Origin of the sequence: Actinoplanes oryzae (genome assembly GCF_030757795.1) — a bacterium.
Lineage (GTDB): Bacteria > Actinomycetota > Actinomycetes > Mycobacteriales > Micromonosporaceae > Actinoplanes.
The window spans coordinates 1-15,644 of the sequence record NZ_JAUQWH010000194.1; the positions used below are offsets into that span (position 1 = coordinate 1).

The following is a 15,644-nucleotide window of genomic DNA, read 5'->3' on the forward strand; positions in this document are numbered from 1 at the left end:
ACTGGATCCGCCACGGCGGCGCCTTCGCCACGGTCACCGACTTCGACGCCGCCGTCCGCGACCCCGCCGCACCGGGCCGCCTCGCCCCCGCCTACGACACCGGCGACGGCCTGCACCTCAACCCCGCCGGCTACGCCGCCCTGGCCGCCGCCGTCCCCACCGCCTTTTGTGTACCGAGCGGTTAAGATAGGGGGATGGCGGAACAGACGAGAGAGCGGGGGCGGCCCCGGGGCTTCGATGCGGACGCCGCCCTCGACCGGGCCGTCGAAGTGTTCTGGAAGCACGGCTACGAGGGCGCGTCGCTGGCGGACCTGACCACCGCGATGGGCATCAACCGCCCGAGCATGTACGCCGCGTACGGCAACAAGGAAGCACTCTTCCAGCGGGCCGTCGCGCGCTACGCCGAGGAGGACATGGCGTACGCGCGGGCGGCGCTCGAGCAGCCGACGGCGTACGCAGTGATCGCGAAGTTCCTGCACGACAACGCGGACGCGGTGACGCGTACCGATCGCCCGGCGGGCTGCCTGTCGATCCAGGGCGGCCTGGCCTGCGGCAGCGACAACGGCCACGTCTCGCAGTTCCTGGCCGCGAGCCGCCTCGCCGGGGAACGCGCCCTGGCCGACCGCCTGGCCCGCGCGGCCGCCGAGGGCGACCTGCCCGCCGGCACCGACCCGGCGGCCCTCGCCCGCTACGTCATGACGGTCAGTGAGGGCAACGCCGTGCACGCCGCCGCGGGCGTCGACCGGGCGAGTCTGCACGCCACGGTCGACATCGCCCTGCAGGCGATCCCGCGTTAGCGGGTGAGGGCAGCCAGCTCGCGCCACTCGGCAAGCGGGAGGCCCGACGAGCCCGGGGCGGTCAGCACGTGCAGCGCCACGTGGTCGGCGCCGGCGTCGTGGTGCTCGCGGACCCGGCGGGCGATGTCCTCGGCGCTGCCGTGCGCGACCACCGCGTCGATGAGCCGGTCGCTGCCGCCGGGCACGAGATCGTCGTCGGTGAAGCCGATGCGGCGCAGGTTCTGCTGGTAGGTCGGGAAGCCGAGGAACATGCCGATGCCCGCCCGCGCCGCGGCACGCGCCCGCCGGGGATCGGTGTCGAGCACGACGGCCTGGTGCGGCGCGAGCAGAGGCCCGGCGCCGACCCGCTCGCGCTGCTGCGCGACATAGCCGGGCGTCACCAGGAACGGGTGCCAGCCGGCCGTGCGCCCGGCGGCGAGGTCCACCATCCGCGGCCCGAGCGCGCCGAGCAGCAGCCGCTCCGGCGGCAGCACCGACGCGTCGACGCCGTCCAGATAGTGGCTCATCGTGGCCAGCGGGCTGCCGTAGTCCAGGCCGTGCGCCCGAGCCCCGGCCGGGCTGCCGATGCCGAGACCGACGACCGTGCGGGGCCCGTGGGCCTGATCCAGCTCGGCCACCCGCTTGCTGAGCTCGCCGGGCGTCTGCCCCCAGATGTTGAGGACACCCGTCACGACGTTGCCCTCCGGCGACGCGGCGAGCAGCTCGCCGACGTCGTCGAGCACGCCGGCGCCGTCGAGCCCGGGCAGCCACACCGTCCTCCAGCCCAGCTCGCCCAGCTCCGCCGCGGCCTCGCGGACGGCCGGGCGGGCGGCCCCGCGCAGCTCCATGCTCCACACACCCACACGACCCAGCATGATGATCCCCTCTTTTCTGTACCGGCCGATACATTAACACCGCCGCCCCGATCCGCCCCATGACCCGCGTCACGGCGCTTGAGGCGTCCTAGGAACCTGGGTTGAATGGCGGCGCAAGGGTGATAGCACCCGTCGAAGACGGCGGGTAGCCGCATTCCGGAAGGGCTGTCCCGTGCCTAGCGTCGGAGCAATGAAAACGGTGCTCAGCATGGTGGTCGCGACGACGATGGCAGCAAGTCCGGGCACGACCGCCGACACACCACAGAGCCGGCTGGACGCGATCACGGCCGCCGGCACGATCGGGGTGCTGGCGGAGGTGCGCGGTCCGGACGGCACCTGGCGCGGCACCGCCGGAGTCGCCCGGCGAGGCACGAGTGAGCCGGTCCCGGCCGGCGGCCGCTTCCGGGCGGGCAGCATCACCAAGACGTTCGTGGCCACGGTCGTGCTGCAGCTCGTGGACGAGGGCCGGCTGCGGCTGGACGACCCGGTGGACAGGTGGCTGCCCGGCGTCGTCCCGGACGGCCGGCGCATCACCGTGCGCCACCTGCTCAACCACTCCAGCGGCCTGGCCGACTACGCGGACACCTTGCCGATGCCGCCGGCACCCGAGTTCTTCGCCGGCCGATGGCGCACGTGGACCGCGGCCGAGCTGATCCGGCGGGCGGTCGCGAACCCGCCGGCCTCCACGCCGCCGGGCTCGGCCTATGCGTACTCGAACACCGGCTACCTCGTGCTCGGGGAGATTGTCGAGGCGGTGACCGGGCGGCCGTACGGCAAGGAGATCGAGCGCCGGATCCTGCGGCCCCTGCACCTGCGGGACACCACCGTGCCGGGCACGGCACCGGGGATCCCCGGCCCCCACCCCCACGGCTATGTGCCCGGGCCGGACGGTGACCTCGTCGACTACACCGAGATGAACCCGTCGATGTTCGGGGCGGCCGGTGAGATGATCTCCACGACCCGGGACCTCGACGAGTTCTCCGGCGCGCTGGCCGGCGGGCGGCTGCTTCCGCCGCCCCTGCTCGCCGCGATGAAGACCCCGGCCGTGGCGGGCGGCAGCTACGGGCTGGGGCTGGAGCGGCGCGACACCCCGTGCGGGATCCGCGCGTACGGCAACGACGGCGGCACCCTCACGTACCAGGCCTGGACCTTCTCCACCGAGGACGGCGGCCGGCAGGTCACGGTCGCCGTCACGCCCGACCTGCGCCGCGACCCGGTGGCCGTCTTCGCCGCCGTGAACGCGTTCCTGGACGCGGCCCTGTGCGGCTGACGCGCTCCCACGGGCACCGGCCGCCCGGCGCCGCCCGCGGCGCCTGACGCGCGCGGCGCCTGACGCGCGCGGCGAGCCGGTGAGCGGCCACGACCGGCTACCGGACGGTTGTGGCCGTTCTCGTCTTCATGGCGCGGAAAGCCTCGGTGGCCTCCGCGAGGGCGGCCTCAGCGTCCTCGTGGAGTTTCCGGGCGACCGCGGCGAGATCGGCCCCCGACAGGATCGCCTCGCCGATCCTGTCGGTGACGGCCTGGATCACCGTGATCAGACCGCCGGCATGGGCGCGGGCCACGAGGGCGGGGATCTCGGGATCGGTCTCGCCGATGGCCGCTGCGATCGCCTCGGCCTGGTCGAAGCGGAACTGCAGCGCGTAGCGGCGCAGCGAGTCGCTTTCCACGGACTGCGCCGGGAACTCGCCGCGGGCGAAGTACACGTCCCGCGCGGCGAAGTGGTCGATGTCCTCGTGCACCTGCACGCCGAGGGCTTCGGCCGGCGTCAGAGCCGGGTCGCGCCCGGCGACACACCGGCGCGAGCGCTCGAGCATGTCGTCGGCACGGTCGAGGACGAGGTCGGGCTTGGTCGGGAAGTAGTTGAAGACGGTCTGCACCGCCACCCCCGCGGCGGCCGCCACGTCGGACATCGACACGGCATCGTAGCCGTGCTCCGCGAAGAGCTGTGCCGCCGCATCGGCCAGCCGCTGCCGCGTCTCCAGCTTCCTCAACTCACGGCGACCCGTCGGCTTCGTCACGGACGTCATCATGCCACGAATCTTGTAGTCACACCAAGTTCGCGCTATGGTCGTGAAACTGTAGTCACTACAAGTTTGCTGGAGGCACATCATGGATTCGGTCCTGATCTCGGGGGCGAGCTTCGCCGGCTTGACGACGGCGATCTGGATGCGGCGCCTGGGTTACCGGGTCACCGTCGTCGAGAACGCCACCGGCCTGCGCAAGGGCGGGACGCCCGTCGACCTCCGCAACGACGCGATGGCAATCTTCGACCGGATGGGCATCCTCCCCGCCGTCCGGGCGAAGGCGCTCCCGCCGCGCACCACCGAGTTCGCCGACATCGACGGCACGCCCATCGCGCGGATGGAGCCGGAGCCCACGGCCGGGGCCATCGTCATCGACGACTACGAGGTGCACCGCCACGACGACGTCGAGATCCACCGCGACGACCTCCTCGCGATCCTGTTCGCCGAGCTCGGGGACACCGTGGAAGTGATCTTCGGCGACTCCGTCACCGGGCTCACCGCCACCGCCGGGGGCGTCCGGGCCACCTTCCGCACCGGCCCGGAGCGCGAGTTCACGATGGTGCTGGGCTGCGACGGCAACCACTCCACCGTCCGCAGGCTCTGGTTCGGACCGGAGACGGACTACAGCCACTTCCTGCACCACTACACGTCCGTCACCGTGGTGGACGACACGTTCATCCCGTCCTGGACGTCCCGGATCCAGAACACGCCCGGCCGCACGCTGCTGCTGAACTCCTACGAGAGCACCACCGACGTCGTCCTCGTCTTCCACTCCGACCAGGAGATCCCGTACGACTACCACGACATCGACGAGCAGAAGCAGATCATCCGCGACCGGTTCGCCGATGCGGGCAGGCCGTTCACCGAGGTCGTGGGCAAGGCCCTCAGCGCCGACAACTTCTACTTCGACAAGCTGAGCCAGAACAGGTTGCCGCGCTGGGCGTCCGGTCGGGTCGCGCTCGTCGGCGACGCCGCGTACTGCCCTTCGCCCGCCGCCGGCATGGGCGGATCCGTCGCGATCCTCGGCGCGACAGCACTGTACGACGCCTTCCGCGGCAGCGGCGGCGACATCGAGCGGGCGTTCGCCGAGTACGAGCGGAGCTTCCGCCCCACCGCCGAGCGCATCCAGTCCGAGACCGAGACCTTCGGCCTGCCCATGATCTTCCCCGACACCGCCGAAGCGATCGCGGCCCGCAACGCCCAGCTCCTCGGGCAGTGAACCGGCTCCTGCCCGTTCCTCGTCCGGCAGGAGCCGGTCCGGCGGCGGCTCAGTCCGAAGCGCTGGGGGCGTACGCCCGAATCAGCGGGCGCACGCCTCCGGGGCGCCGAAAGCGTCGACCAGGCGGGCGGCGGCGCGGGCATGCTTCGCGTACGCCTCGGGGTGGGCCGACACCTGCACGGCCTGGGCCGCCTCGGTGAGCCGCATCTCCCGCCAGCCCTCGACGGCGAGCAGCCCGTCGTAGAACTTCCGGGTCTGGTACTCCGGATCGGCGAGCTGCCGCGGCGTCCCCCAGCCCTGGCTGGTCCGCTGCTGGAACAGCCCGACGGAGTCGCGGTCGCCGCCGCGCAGGTTGCGCAGCCGCGACTCCTGGATGGCGGTCGCCACCGCGATCACCTGGCCCTCGACCGGCACCCGCCGCTCGGCGCCGACCGCGACGATGAGCCGCGCGTTGGCGAGCTGCTCCTCGCTCCATCCGGCCGGTGTGGACACGGCCGGCGCCGGGGCGCAGGTCGCCGCGTCGGTGCGGACCAGGGGGCTGAGGACGAAACCGGCCACGACGGCCACAGCAACCACGAACAACGCGCGCACGACGTGAGAAACCTTCCGGGGTGGGGAGCCCGGCGAAGGATACAGGTGGCGAAAGTCGGCCACCCGACGCATCCACCACCCGTCCCGGCGACGAACACCCTCGGGGACCCATGTGCGGGAGGGAGGTCGATGAGCTCCGACGACGAACTCGCCGAGCGGCTGCGCGGCGGCGACGAGCAGGCGCTGCGCACCGCGTACGACCGGCACGGCGCAGCCGTTCTCCATCTGGCCCAGCGGCTGCTGGGCAACCGCGCGGACGCCGAGGACGTCACCCAGCTGACCTTCGTGGCGGCGTGGACCGGCCGCGACGGCTTCGACCCGCAGCGCGGCACGATGCTGGGCTGGCTGCTGGGCATCGCCCGGCGCAAGGCCGTCGACCGGGTCCGGGCGGCGATGCGCGACGGCCGGGCGACCGAGACCGCCCGCGCCCTGCACCCGCCGCCCGGCGCCGAGGAGACGCCGGAGCAGATCGTCGACCGGCTGGTCGTCGCCGACGAGCTGAGCCGGCTGCCCGACGAGCAGCGGCGCACCCTGGAGCTGGCGTTCTTCGACGACCTCACGCACGCGCAGATAGCGGCCGTCACCGGGCTGCCGCTCGGCACGGTCAAGAGCCACATCAGGCGCGGCATGGCCCACCTGCGACGTCGCTGGGAGGTGGACGGTGCGGCACGTGGATCCCGATCGGCTGGTCCTACTCGCGCTCTCTGAGGCGGAGCCGGAGCCCGGCGAGGCGGACCACCTCGCGGACTGCGCCGGCTGCCGGCACGAGCGGGACGACCTGCGCCAGGTCGCCGGGCTGGGCGCCCAGGCGCAGGACGTCCAGGACCTGCCGCCGCCCCCGGAGCACGTCTGGCGGGCCATCGAGGCACGGATCGGGACCGTCCCCCACCGGGCCCGTCCCCGCCGGCTGGCCCCGGCCCTCGCCGCGGTCGCGATCGCGGTGCTCGCGGTGGCCGGCACGGTGGTGGTCGACCGGCTCGTGTCGCGGCCCGCCGCCGAGCAGGTCACGGCGCGGGCAACCCTGACTCCCCTCGCGACGGTCCCGCCCAGCGCCGGCGGCGACGTGACGGTGCTCGCCGGCGGCCGGATGCGCGTCGACGTCCGGAACCTGCCGCTCACGACGGGCTACCACGAGGTCTGGCTGCTCGACCCGGCCGACCCCACGCGGATGGTGGCCGTCGGCAGCCTGACCACGGCGCCGGAGGTCGTGCTGCCGGTCCCGCCCGGCACCGACCTCAACCGCTACCGGCTGGTGGACATCAGCGACGAACCGCACGACGGGGACGCCGCCCACTCCGGGCACAGCCTGCTCCGCGGAACCCTGACGTCCTGACCGCATCCAAGCCGGGGCCCGCGTGCGAACTACCGGATGGTGGCACCGACGCCACCGCCCGATCCGGAAAGGACACCCGACCATGAGGATCACCCGGCTCGTCGCCGTGGCCACCGCCGCCGTCGTCGCCTCTGCCCTCTCCGCCGCACCCGCCGCCGCCCACACCAGAACCCGATCGCTGGCCGCCGTCCTCGCCGCCGACCCGAGCGGCTTCGACCGCACGGGCCGCGACTTCGACATCCTGCAGGCCGCGGTGGGGGCGGTCCTGGCGGCCAAGCCGGCCAGCCCGGTCGGCGTCCTGGCCGACGGCACACAGCCCCTGACCGCCTTCCTGCCCACCGACCGCGCCTTCCAGATCCTGGTCGCCGACCTCCAGCACACCCGGCACCTGCCGGGCGAGAAGAAGGCCTTCACCGCCGTCGCCGCCCTGGGCATCGACACCGTCGAGTCGGTCCTCCTCTACCACGTCGTCCCGGGCGCCACGATCACCGGCAAGGCGGCCCGCAAGTCCGACGGCGCCACGCTGACCACCGCGGCGGGCGGCACCGTCAAGGTCGACGTCTACGGCCGGCACTGGAAGCGCATCCAGCTGATCGACGCCGACCGCGACGACCGCAACCCGCGCATCGTCCGCTTCGACATCAACAAGGGCAACAAGCAGATCGCCCACGCCATCGACCGCGTCCTGCGCCCGATCAACCTGCCCTGACCCCCTACGGGAAGCGGGCATCGGCGCCTCGGGACCGCGCCGATGCCCGCTCCGCGGAGCCGAGACCGTAACGCTGCCGTAGGGCCTCGGCGTGCGGGTGCTTGCCGGCCGACAGAAGCACCTCGATCGGCAGGAAGGACAGCGTCAGTCCGCTCGAGGACCGCACCATGCGGCCGGCCTCCGCCCACCGGCGCTGGACGCTCTCCTCGAAGGCCGGAGCAAACAGCGTGACCGCCACGCTGCGGTACTGGCCGTTCCGAAGCAGACTTTCCCCCAGTGCCAGCAACCGCATCGGCTCATTGGTACGCCGGAACGGACACCCGCCCTCCGGCACCCAGTACCCGGTGTCCTTCAGCGGGGGACTCGGGGAGATGTCGAGCAGACGGGGATACGCCTCAGCCTCGCCGACCGCGCCCCGGAGCAGGTGACAAGCGTCTTCCGCACCCCCGAAGGGCGCATTGGCACGGCACGCATCTCGCCGTGAGTTGTCCGCGGCACCATGACCGGGGCAGGGCTCGAGCTCGTCCCCGGTGAGCCGGACCAGGAGCAGAGCGGCCATCCGCTGCCCGTCGGCGGTCGTCCCGGACAGCATGACGTCGGCTCGCGTCGCGAAGTCGGGCGGCTCTGCCCGGTGAACAGGCAGGGCGAGTGTTTCACACACCCGCGCCGCGCCTTCGGCACCCAGCGGCTCGAAAAGCTCCCGGGCCAGGGAGTGCCGATCCCCGGCTTGACGGCGTCGCACGAGGCCGGGTCGCGGAGGCGCCGGCCGGGGCGGGGCGGCCGGCACCGTACAGATCACGTCGAGTTCGCCCGGCCAGTCGCGCACGAGCTCGCTCACCTGCACAAGGCTGAGCGAGTCGACATCGATCGCCTCGAGCTGTGCCGGGTGCAGGGGATGCAGAGCGCCCGGCATCCCGAGGAGCAGCCGATGCTCGAGCCGCGGGTCGCCCTCCGCGAACTCGGCGGCCAGCTCGGCCCGGACGGCCAGCGCCCACATCACCTCGTCCAGGCATCCGAGCACGCCGTCCGCGACGTGGGTGCCGATCGGATGCAGAGTGGTCAACGGCGTGCCGGCGGCCAGCACGACGACCTTGTCACCGGACTCGGCCATGTGCAGCACGCGCACCGGGTGAAACGGGGCCTCCGCGCCCGCCTCGAAGAACGGCTCCACGTAGGGCCATGAGTCGTCCGCAGCGGCAATCGTCCACCGCTGCCGCGCCAGGTCACGCAGCACCTCGACCCGGGCCGGCACCACCGCGGGGGCGACCCGGTGACCGTCGTGGATCCAGACCCGGACACCGGCGTTCAGGAACGCCGCGCGGCGCAGCGTACGAGACTCGCGCCCGGCCGGGAGCATCACGGTGATGTCCCTGTCGTACGCGAGGCCGAGCGCGTACGCCAGCGCGGTGTCCACGAGCGCCGGCCCGGCGTCGAGGTCCGCGACGACGGCAAGCTGATCATCGCTGGCGAAGACCATGAGCTCGGCCGGCGTCCCGATGTCCGGCATCAGCCGCGCGGTGGGCAGCCCCGCCCGGCCGGCCAGCCGCATCAGACGTTGCCACCGGCGGCCCTCCGGCGTGAGGTCCTGCCACGCGAGCCGGTCCTCGACAGCGGCAGCCAGCTCACCGGTGCCGGCCCCGGCCCGGTGGCGCGCTGCGAGGTCGATCACGTGCTGCCCGGCGTAGGCCCGCCCGGTGGGGCTGAGCGCACACCATGCCGCCCCGGCGCTCACCGCCACCCAGAGCCCGGCCCGCTCGACGTCGCCGGCCGCCGGCGTGAGTCCTCCGCACCGCTCGACCACCGCCTCGTACGACAGGGTGGTCAAGGTTCTTCCCGCCGTCCGCAGCAGCAGGCCGACCTGCCACATCAACGGAAAGGCCGCCTCGGCCCGCAGATGGAAGCACCGCTCGTGGTCGCGCTCGTCCCAGCAGTCGCTCAGCTCGAACAGCTCTTCAGCCCGCCGGACCCAGGTGTCCCAGTCGCCGGTGCCGGCCCCCGCGAAGAACTCGCCGTCGAGGCGCCCCGGCTTCGTCGGGTGCAGTGCGCAGTCGCCCGTCGTCAGCTCGATGTCGCCGGTGACCGGCACCAGATGCGGGACGAGCCCGATACGCGGATACCAGCGGCTCGTCAATTCCTGACTCAACCGCAGACGTCGCCACGCCGCGCTGTCCGGCAGGTCGCTGTCGTTCCGGACGAGCCCACCGGCGTCCTCGGTCCGGCTCGCCCAGAACGGGTCGCTCACGGCAGGACCACGCCCAGTGCTGTTGCGACCGTCGGCATCAGGCGGCGGGAATGAGCGGCGTACACCTCCGGCAGGGCGATCACCTGCTGCCCCGCATAGACGAAACCGTCCGTGTCGAGGATCGCGACGGGCTTTCCGGCTCGCAAGACGCACCAGTACCGGTAGTACGGAATGCCCAGCAGATCGTCGGCGCGGACCTGTCGCGCTCGCTCCGCCGCGACGGGAAACGGTGTCAGATACTCCTCCTTGACCCCGCCGCCCATTCCGCTGGCGTCGAGTAACACATTGCGGACGTCCCACGTCTCCTTGGCATTCACGGTGATGGCCATGATCTGGGCGATCACGCGGTAGGCCAGCACGGCGGGCGTCGACGCCGGCGCGTGGGCCGGGGACCGCAGGCCCGCTGCCTCCTCCAGGTCGTGCACGAAAGCCGTCACATCGTGGATGTCCAGCAAAGCCTCCACCGGTACGGGCGTCCACCGCGACTCGCGATGGACGTGCACGCTGCCCTCACGATTGATGTCGATCAGCTTGTCGCCGTCGCGAAACAGCGAGAGGCAGTCGTACATACCGTCCCCGGGATGGGTCTCGATGCACGTCAGCTCGGGATGCCGCCGGATCAGCAGCGCCGCCAGCCACCACGACTGCATGAGTACGAACCGTTTATCCGGCATCGAAGGCCTCCACCACGCGGCGCAGCTCGTCGTTCACGTAGTACCCGTGCCCATCCAGCAGTGTGCGCATCTCCGCCAGCGCGGCCGGACCGCTCCTGCCTGTCCTGAGCATCGCGTAGCGGGCGGCCACCGCGGGTGTGCGGCTCTGTCCCGCCGCGCAATGCAGCAGCACTTTGTGTCCTTCGTCGCGGAGCTCGGCCACCGCGCGGGCGGCCTGATCCACGGCGAAGGCCGTATTGGCGTTGGCGCCCGCCTGATCGACCAGCCATACCTGCACCTGGTTCTCCGCGGGCACCGACGCGAATTGCCGCACGCCGACCCGGCACAGCGACACCACCGCATCGATCCCCTCGACCGGCGTCATCAGATTGCCGAGCACCACGCCCGCATCGTCCGGATGTGCCGCCGCCAAGGGACGCGGCAAAGGCGCCTCCATCCGATCGGTGCCGGGCCACCCGACCCGGTCCGGCTTCCCGTCCGCGGCCGTCAGCAGAGCCAGCCGCATCAGGTCGGCGGCCCGGTTGCGCTCCCAGCCGTGTACTGCCCGCTGCCACTTCAGGGGTACTCCCGAAGCGCCCCACCTCGCGCCGAGCACCGCCCCGGCGATCGCCGCCACGGTGTCCGTGTCGTTGCCCGCGCCGACGGCCGCGTACAAGGCGTCCCGCAGATGGTCACACGCGAACGACGGCTTCCCCGGGTCGTCGGGCGGCACCGGTGTCCGCGCGATCGCCGACCACGCGGCCTGCAACGCCGTGACGACGAAACCGTTGTTCGGGAAGTGCTGCGGCTCGTGCCGTTCCGCGTCGTCGAGCCACCCGGCCCACTGGTCGCGGCGCTCCCCGGGAAGGAGCTCGAGGCCCCGGCGTACCCCGCCGAAGGTGCCGTGCACCACCGCGTGCCGGACTCCTTCGCACCACAGCACACAGGCGTCACCGGCCAGCTCGTCGAAATGCGTCAGCTCGCTCACCGCACGCGCGGCCTCCGCCATCGCCACCGGATCATCCAGGTACGCGAGCGCGACAATTCCCGCCCGCATCAACGATCCGTTCCCGGCGCTGCGCCCGGTCTCCGCGTGCAACGCCCGGCCGGCCTCCCGCATGGCGGCCCCGAGCCCCTTCGCGCCGTGCCGCCGCACCTCGGCGATCACCCGGCTCGTCTGAATTCCCACATCGGTCGCACCCTCGGCCCGCCACCACACGAAATTGCCCGCGATACGATCCAGCGCCCCGGCCTCCCGGAGATCCGCCCCGGTCGCCGCGACCTCGGCAATGCACACCGCCATCTGCGTGTCGTCGCTGTACTCCCCCGGCGCATAGTCGCCGAGCCCACCCCCGCTCATCCGCGGCGCCAGTCCCTTCGGCGGCGGCGACGAGAACTCGTACGGAACCCCGAGCGCATCGCCGCAGGCCGCCCCGAGCAACACTCCGGCCGCCCGATCGCTCTGCATCGCCGTCAGCCTCACGACAGCGCCCTCGCCAGGGCCACCAGCATCGCCAGGTCCGCCCGCATCTCGACAACCCTTTCGCGCCGTTCCAGATCCGTCGTCAGCCTGCCCGCCAGCCGCGTCAGCTCAACCGGCCGTCGTTCGGTCAGCCACCGCACCGGACGCCGCACGTCGTCGCCGCCGGTGTCTTCGGGACCGACGACCATCCCGACGTGGGCGACATCGCGGGTTCCTGCCAGCACCAGATCGCCCTCGCCGATGCTCGACCATTCCCCCGTACGATCGGCCACCGGCACAGTCACGACGCCCTCGTGCAACCACTCGCCCAGGAAGTCACCGCCGCCGGGATATGAATCCCGTACGAACCAGGCCCGTCCCGCCGGTTCGTCAAGAGCTGTCGTCCGCCACCGCTCGCGCCACGGCGCGGCATAGAAGTCGACTTCCGCCCGCGTCTCGGCCTGCACCGCGATGCAGATCCGCGCGAGCGTGGCGTCAACCGTCTCGCCCGGTTCCCGGTAGCCGATCTCGGTCGCCAGTCCCTCGGCGATCGCCCGTTTGTCCGTACCGGAAAAAACCGGGACGAACGCGCCGGGGTGACCGAAGTAGAGAAGCGCTTCCCGCTGTGCCGCCGCTTCGCCGCCCTTCGCCCCGAGCACCAAGCTGTACCAGGCGTGCTCGTGCTCGCGAGAAAGCTCCCGGACGTCTTCCGGCTGTTCGAGCCACATGGCCGCGAACTCGGCCAGGAATTGCACGTCCGGCCACACGTCCCGTGCCCGCCATGTCCCCGGCGGTGCCATCCCGTGGTCGAATGCCCGGTCGACAACCGTGGGCAGCCCGGCCGGCTGCATCACCTCGTCGAGGACCACAGCAACGCGCCGCCGCTTCACCACGGGCGCCAGATCCGCCGATCCGATCGGCACCATGCCGAGCGCCAGAATCTCCGCCAGCAACACCGTCACATCGTCGGAACAAACGGGCAGCAGAGCCCAGAGCCCATCCAGGAAGTCGTCCTGATGCCGGCACCGATCAGCCACCGCAGCCGCCAGATGTCCGGCATTCTCGGCGGTCCACACCCGCGCCCCGGGCACGAACACCGACCCGCCTCGCCACAGCCCCTCCCGCAGCAGCAACCCGCCGGCTTCCTCCATCGGCTGCGGCGGCTCGTCGGGCACATCCCAGGGCCCCGCGCCGAAATCAACCTCGGCGGTCGTCCCCGTCCCGATCCGCCAGAGCGCTCCGTCCCGCTCGATCGATCCCGTCGCGATCAACGTGCCGATGTCCCACCGGAATTCGGCCTCTCCCGCCTCGGGCGCATCCGTCACCGCCCGCCACGCCTCCCCGGGCGTCACACCTTCCGGCCGTTCCCGCAACAACGCCAGAACCGCGTCGATCCGGTCCCACCCCGGCACATACCTCTCCACCCCCCGAGTGTCGGCGCCCCGTCGCCCGGGGAACCGCGTTTCCCGGATTCTCCTGCGTCATAGGCTGGCGAACATGAAGGCCGGCAGCTGGGAAGACTGGAAGCCGCTCGCGTGGGCCATGGTCGCCGACCCGAGCGAGAATCGGGAGCCACCGCCGCTGCCGGCGAGCATGCGGGACCGACGGAAAACCGGCGACCTCAACGAGCGGCTCTCCTACTGGGGCCCCTTCGTCGACCTGCTGGCGTACGGACTCGGCTGGCCGGCCACCCGTCCCGGCCTGGCCCGCTGGATAATCCTCGGCATGCCGGCAGCGCACCCCGTCCTCCGCACGGTGAAGGCGTGGTACGGCCCCTTCCTGGGCGACTATTTGCGCTCGGAGGCGGCGGCTGCGATCGACGACCAACTGGCCGAGCTGTTCCGTCCGACGATCCCCGACGCGGGCGGCATCGTGGCCGAGGCGCTTCGCGGACCCCATGGCCAGCCCCACTTCCCGCAGCTGTGGCAGGGCGGCTGGGACCCCATGCACCTCTCGATACACCTGAACACCCCGCTGGGAGGGCCGGACAATGCCCAGGTGTACCGAACCGGCGAAGCCGAGCGCCGAGTCGTTCTCATGCTCGACGCCTACCCGGGCTGGTACGCCGCGCTGACGGACCACGGCCCCGGCCGGACCGGCTACGGCCGGTCCTGGAACGTCGACGTCGTCGTCAAGCCGGTCGGCTGGCTGGGCACCTTCCGCCAGTCGCAGCTCACCGGCCGATGGTTCACCGGCCGGCACCGGTGGCACCAGCTCGGCTGGGGCGGCGACGTGCCCGGCTGAGCGGGCCGCTCAGGCCATCGCCGGTACGCGCGCCCGCTCGACAATCGACTCCGGGATGCCAGGGGCGTTTGTTATCGGGCGGCCGGCTTCGGGGTGATGGGTGGCCAGGTGGTGCTCTCACCCGACGTGCCCTCCTGCTGCCGAATCAGTGACAGCAGGAGGGTGGGGAGGGTCAGCGGGCCCCGGCGGTGGCGGCGCGGCGGCGGGCGAGGGCGTCGACGCTGGCCGCCACCAGCAGGATGAGGCCGGTGACGATGTACTTGGTGCCGGCGCTGTAGCCCATCAGGCCCATGCCGTTGTCGATGACGGCGATGACGGCCCCGCCGACGACCGCGTTCAGGACGCGGCCCTTGCCGCCGAAGAGGCTGGTGCCGCCGATGACGGCCGCGCCGACGGAGTAGAGGAGGATGTTGCTGCCGCCGGTGTTCGGGTCGACCGAGCTGGCCCGGCTGACCGCCATGATGCCGCCCACCGCGGCCATGAACGAGCCGATCACGAACACCGAGATGCGGATGCGGTCGACCGGGATGCCGGCCCGGCGGGCGGCCTCCGCGTTGCCGCCGACGGCGTAGACGTGCCGGCCGTAGGCGGTGCGCCCGAGCACGAAGCTCCACAGCACCAGGAACGCGGCCATGATCGGCACGACGATCGGCACGCCCTTGAGCGAGTTGATCGCCGAGTTGACCGCCCGTTCCTGGGTCAGCACGGCGGTGGCCGCGAGCACGAGCGCCGCGAGGACTCCCACGCGCAGCGCGACGATCCCGATCGGGTCGGCCGGCAACCCGCGGACCAGTCGCGCCCGCAGGCGCAAAACTTGATTGATCCCGTACGCGAGGACCGCCCCGGCCGCCAGCACCCAGCTCCACCCGACCGGGACGTTGCTGTTGTTGAGCGCCACGACGAAGTCGTCCCGGATCGAGATGTTCTTGCCGCCGCCGAGCAGGACGAGCAGGATGCCCTGGAAGCCGAGGAACGCGGCGAGGGTGACCACGAACGACGGGATGCCGACCTTCGCCACGAGCAGCCCGAGCACCAGGCCGATGAGCGTGCCGGTGGCCAGCGCGGCCGGGATCGCGACGTACCAGGGCAGCCCCTGCTCGGTGAGCAGGATGGCCATGACCGCGCCGCAGACGCCGCTGGCGAAGCCGGCCGACAGGTCGATCTCGCCGAGCAGCAGCACGAAGACCAGGCCCATGGCGATGAACACGACCTGGGCGCTCTGGGTGAACAGGTTCGCGAAGTTGAGGGCGCTGAAGAACGTGTCGCGGGCGGTGCCGAAGAGCAGGCAGAGCACGATCAGCCCGAGGACGGCCGGCAGGCTGCCGAGGTCGCCGCCGCGGATGCGCCCCCACGACCGGTGGAGATGGTCCGCGACGGTCGTCACGCGATGCCTCCGGTGGTGATCAGCTCGACGACCTGCGACTGGGTGACGTCGGCCCGCCGGACCTGGGCGGCCATGCGGCCGAGGTGCAGCGTGGCGATGCTGTCCGCGACCGCGAAGACGTCGTTCATGTTG

The 15,644-nt window shown here is 72.1% G+C and carries 15 protein-coding genes and 1 pseudogene; 8 read left to right on the forward strand and 8 right to left on the reverse strand.

Annotated elements, in window-relative coordinates; genetic code table 11:
- Both RBH18_RS37925 and RBH18_RS37930 read left to right on the forward strand, forming a co-directional pair.
- Positions 1–185: pseudogene (locus tag RBH18_RS37925) on the forward strand (hypothetical protein); the annotation flags it as partial.
- Positions 186–194: 9 nt separating this feature from the next.
- Positions 195–797 (forward strand): TetR/AcrR family transcriptional regulator, encoded by a 603-nt coding sequence (locus RBH18_RS37930; protein WP_306215333.1) that lies wholly within the window; start codon positions 195–197, stop codon positions 795–797.
- Here RBH18_RS37930 and RBH18_RS37935 read toward each other — a convergent pair.
- A complete protein-coding gene (locus RBH18_RS37935) occupies positions 794–1,651 on the reverse strand; it encodes a TIGR03620 family F420-dependent LLM class oxidoreductase (protein WP_306215334.1) in 858 nt (285 codons plus the stop codon). The two genes, RBH18_RS37930 and RBH18_RS37935, sit on opposite strands and share 4 nt — an antisense overlap.
- 190 nt (positions 1,652–1,841) lie before the next feature.
- Between RBH18_RS37935 and RBH18_RS37940 the strand changes: the two genes are divergently transcribed.
- Positions 1,842–2,921 carry a serine hydrolase domain-containing protein gene (locus RBH18_RS37940; protein WP_306215335.1) on the forward strand — a complete coding sequence of 360 codons (1,080 nt, stop codon included), beginning with the start codon at positions 1,842–1,844 and terminating at the stop codon, positions 2,919–2,921.
- 97 nt (positions 2,922–3,018) lie between these two features.
- Here the strand turns inward: RBH18_RS37940 and RBH18_RS37945 are convergent, their stop codons facing one another.
- Complete coding sequence (locus tag RBH18_RS37945) at positions 3,019–3,669, reverse strand: TetR/AcrR family transcriptional regulator (RefSeq protein ID WP_306215336.1); 651 nt, start codon at positions 3,667–3,669, stop codon at positions 3,019–3,021.
- Positions 3,670–3,760: 91 nt separating this feature from the next.
- Between RBH18_RS37945 and RBH18_RS37950 the strand changes: the two genes are divergently transcribed.
- Positions 3,761–4,894, forward strand: a complete 1,134-nt coding sequence (locus tag RBH18_RS37950; protein ID WP_306215337.1) for an FAD-dependent monooxygenase — start codon at positions 3,761–3,763, stop codon at positions 4,892–4,894.
- A gap of 81 nt (positions 4,895–4,975) precedes the next feature.
- Here the strand turns inward: RBH18_RS37950 and RBH18_RS37955 are convergent, their stop codons facing one another.
- On the reverse strand, positions 4,976–5,485 hold the full coding sequence (locus RBH18_RS37955; RefSeq protein WP_372339050.1) for a peptidase M23: 510 nt from the start codon (positions 5,483–5,485) through the stop codon (positions 4,976–4,978).
- Between the two features lie 129 nt (positions 5,486–5,614).
- Between RBH18_RS37955 and RBH18_RS37960 the strand changes: the two genes are divergently transcribed.
- The 3 genes from RBH18_RS37960 to RBH18_RS37970 all read left to right on the forward strand — a co-directional run bounded on the left by RBH18_RS37960 (position 5,615) and on the right by RBH18_RS37970 (position 7,527).
- Positions 5,615–6,193 carry an RNA polymerase sigma factor gene (locus RBH18_RS37960; RefSeq protein ID WP_306215338.1) on the forward strand — a complete coding sequence of 193 codons (579 nt, stop codon included), beginning with the start codon at positions 5,615–5,617 and terminating at the stop codon, positions 6,191–6,193.
- Positions 6,156–6,818, forward strand: coding sequence for an anti-sigma factor (locus RBH18_RS37965; RefSeq protein ID WP_306215339.1), 663 nt, complete (start codon positions 6,156–6,158; stop codon positions 6,816–6,818). The genes RBH18_RS37960 and RBH18_RS37965 overlap by 38 nt, the downstream gene beginning before the upstream one ends.
- An 82-nt stretch (positions 6,819–6,900) precedes the next feature.
- Positions 6,901–7,527, forward strand: coding sequence for a fasciclin domain-containing protein (locus tag RBH18_RS37970; protein WP_306215340.1), 627 nt, complete (start codon positions 6,901–6,903; stop codon positions 7,525–7,527).
- A 4-nt stretch (positions 7,528–7,531) separates the two neighbouring features.
- Here RBH18_RS37970 and RBH18_RS37975 read toward each other — a convergent pair whose 3' ends face one another.
- Genes RBH18_RS37975 through RBH18_RS37990 form a run of 4 tightly spaced genes read right to left on the reverse strand, consistent with a single transcriptional unit; the run spans position 7,532 to position 13,308 of the window.
- Positions 7,532–9,769 (reverse strand): beta/alpha barrel domain-containing protein, encoded by a 2,238-nt coding sequence (locus RBH18_RS37975; RefSeq protein WP_306215341.1) that lies wholly within the window; start codon positions 9,767–9,769, stop codon positions 7,532–7,534.
- Complete coding sequence (locus RBH18_RS37980; protein ID WP_306215342.1) at positions 9,766–10,419, reverse strand: TY-Chap2 family putative peptide chaperone; 654 nt, start codon at positions 10,417–10,419, stop codon at positions 9,766–9,768. The genes RBH18_RS37975 and RBH18_RS37980 overlap by 4 nt, the downstream gene beginning before the upstream one ends.
- A 13-nt stretch (positions 10,420–10,432) precedes the next feature.
- Entirely contained in the window at positions 10,433–11,890 is a 1,458-nt protein-coding gene (locus RBH18_RS37985) for an ADP-ribosylglycohydrolase family protein (RefSeq protein ID WP_306215343.1), read from the reverse strand.
- Positions 11,891–11,901: 11 nt separating this feature from the next.
- Positions 11,902–13,308, reverse strand: a complete 1,407-nt coding sequence (locus RBH18_RS37990) for a hypothetical protein (RefSeq protein WP_306215344.1) — start codon at positions 13,306–13,308, stop codon at positions 11,902–11,904.
- 73 nt (positions 13,309–13,381) lie between these two features.
- Between RBH18_RS37990 and RBH18_RS37995 the strand changes: the two genes are divergently transcribed.
- Positions 13,382–14,128, forward strand: coding sequence for a hypothetical protein (locus RBH18_RS37995; RefSeq protein WP_306215345.1), 747 nt, complete (start codon positions 13,382–13,384; stop codon positions 14,126–14,128).
- 172 nt (positions 14,129–14,300) lie between these two features.
- Here RBH18_RS37995 and RBH18_RS38000 read toward each other — a convergent pair whose 3' ends face one another.
- Complete coding sequence (locus tag RBH18_RS38000; protein WP_306215346.1) at positions 14,301–15,512, reverse strand: sugar ABC transporter permease; 1,212 nt, start codon at positions 15,510–15,512, stop codon at positions 14,301–14,303.
- Between the last annotated feature and the right edge of the window lie 132 nt (positions 15,513–15,644).

Bases quoted from the DNA above. Each gene is read 5' to 3' on its own strand.
- RBH18_RS37940 (WP_306215335.1), top strand. From the start codon at position 1,842: ATGAAAACGGTGCTCAGCATGGTGGTCGCGACGACGATGGCAGCAAGT.
- RBH18_RS37980 (WP_306215342.1), bottom strand. From the start codon at position 10,419: ATGCAGTCGTGGTGGCTGGCGGCGCTGCTGATCCGGCGGCATCCCGAG.
- RBH18_RS37970 (WP_306215340.1), top strand. From the start codon at position 6,901: ATGAGGATCACCCGGCTCGTCGCCGTGGCCACCGCCGCCGTCGTCGCC.
- RBH18_RS37985 (WP_306215343.1), bottom strand. From the start codon at position 11,890: ATGCAGAGCGATCGGGCGGCCGGAGTGTTGCTCGGGGCGGCCTGCGGC.
- RBH18_RS37960 (WP_306215338.1), top strand. From the start codon at position 5,615: ATGAGCTCCGACGACGAACTCGCCGAGCGGCTGCGCGGCGGCGACGAG.
- RBH18_RS37995 (WP_306215345.1), top strand. From the start codon at position 13,382: ATGAAGGCCGGCAGCTGGGAAGACTGGAAGCCGCTCGCGTGGGCCATG.
- RBH18_RS37930 (WP_306215333.1), top strand. From the start codon at position 195: ATGGCGGAACAGACGAGAGAGCGGGGGCGGCCCCGGGGCTTCGATGCG.
- RBH18_RS37950 (WP_306215337.1), top strand. From the start codon at position 3,761: ATGGATTCGGTCCTGATCTCGGGGGCGAGCTTCGCCGGCTTGACGACG.
- RBH18_RS37935 (WP_306215334.1), bottom strand. From the start codon at position 1,651: ATGCTGGGTCGTGTGGGTGTGTGGAGCATGGAGCTGCGCGGGGCCGCC.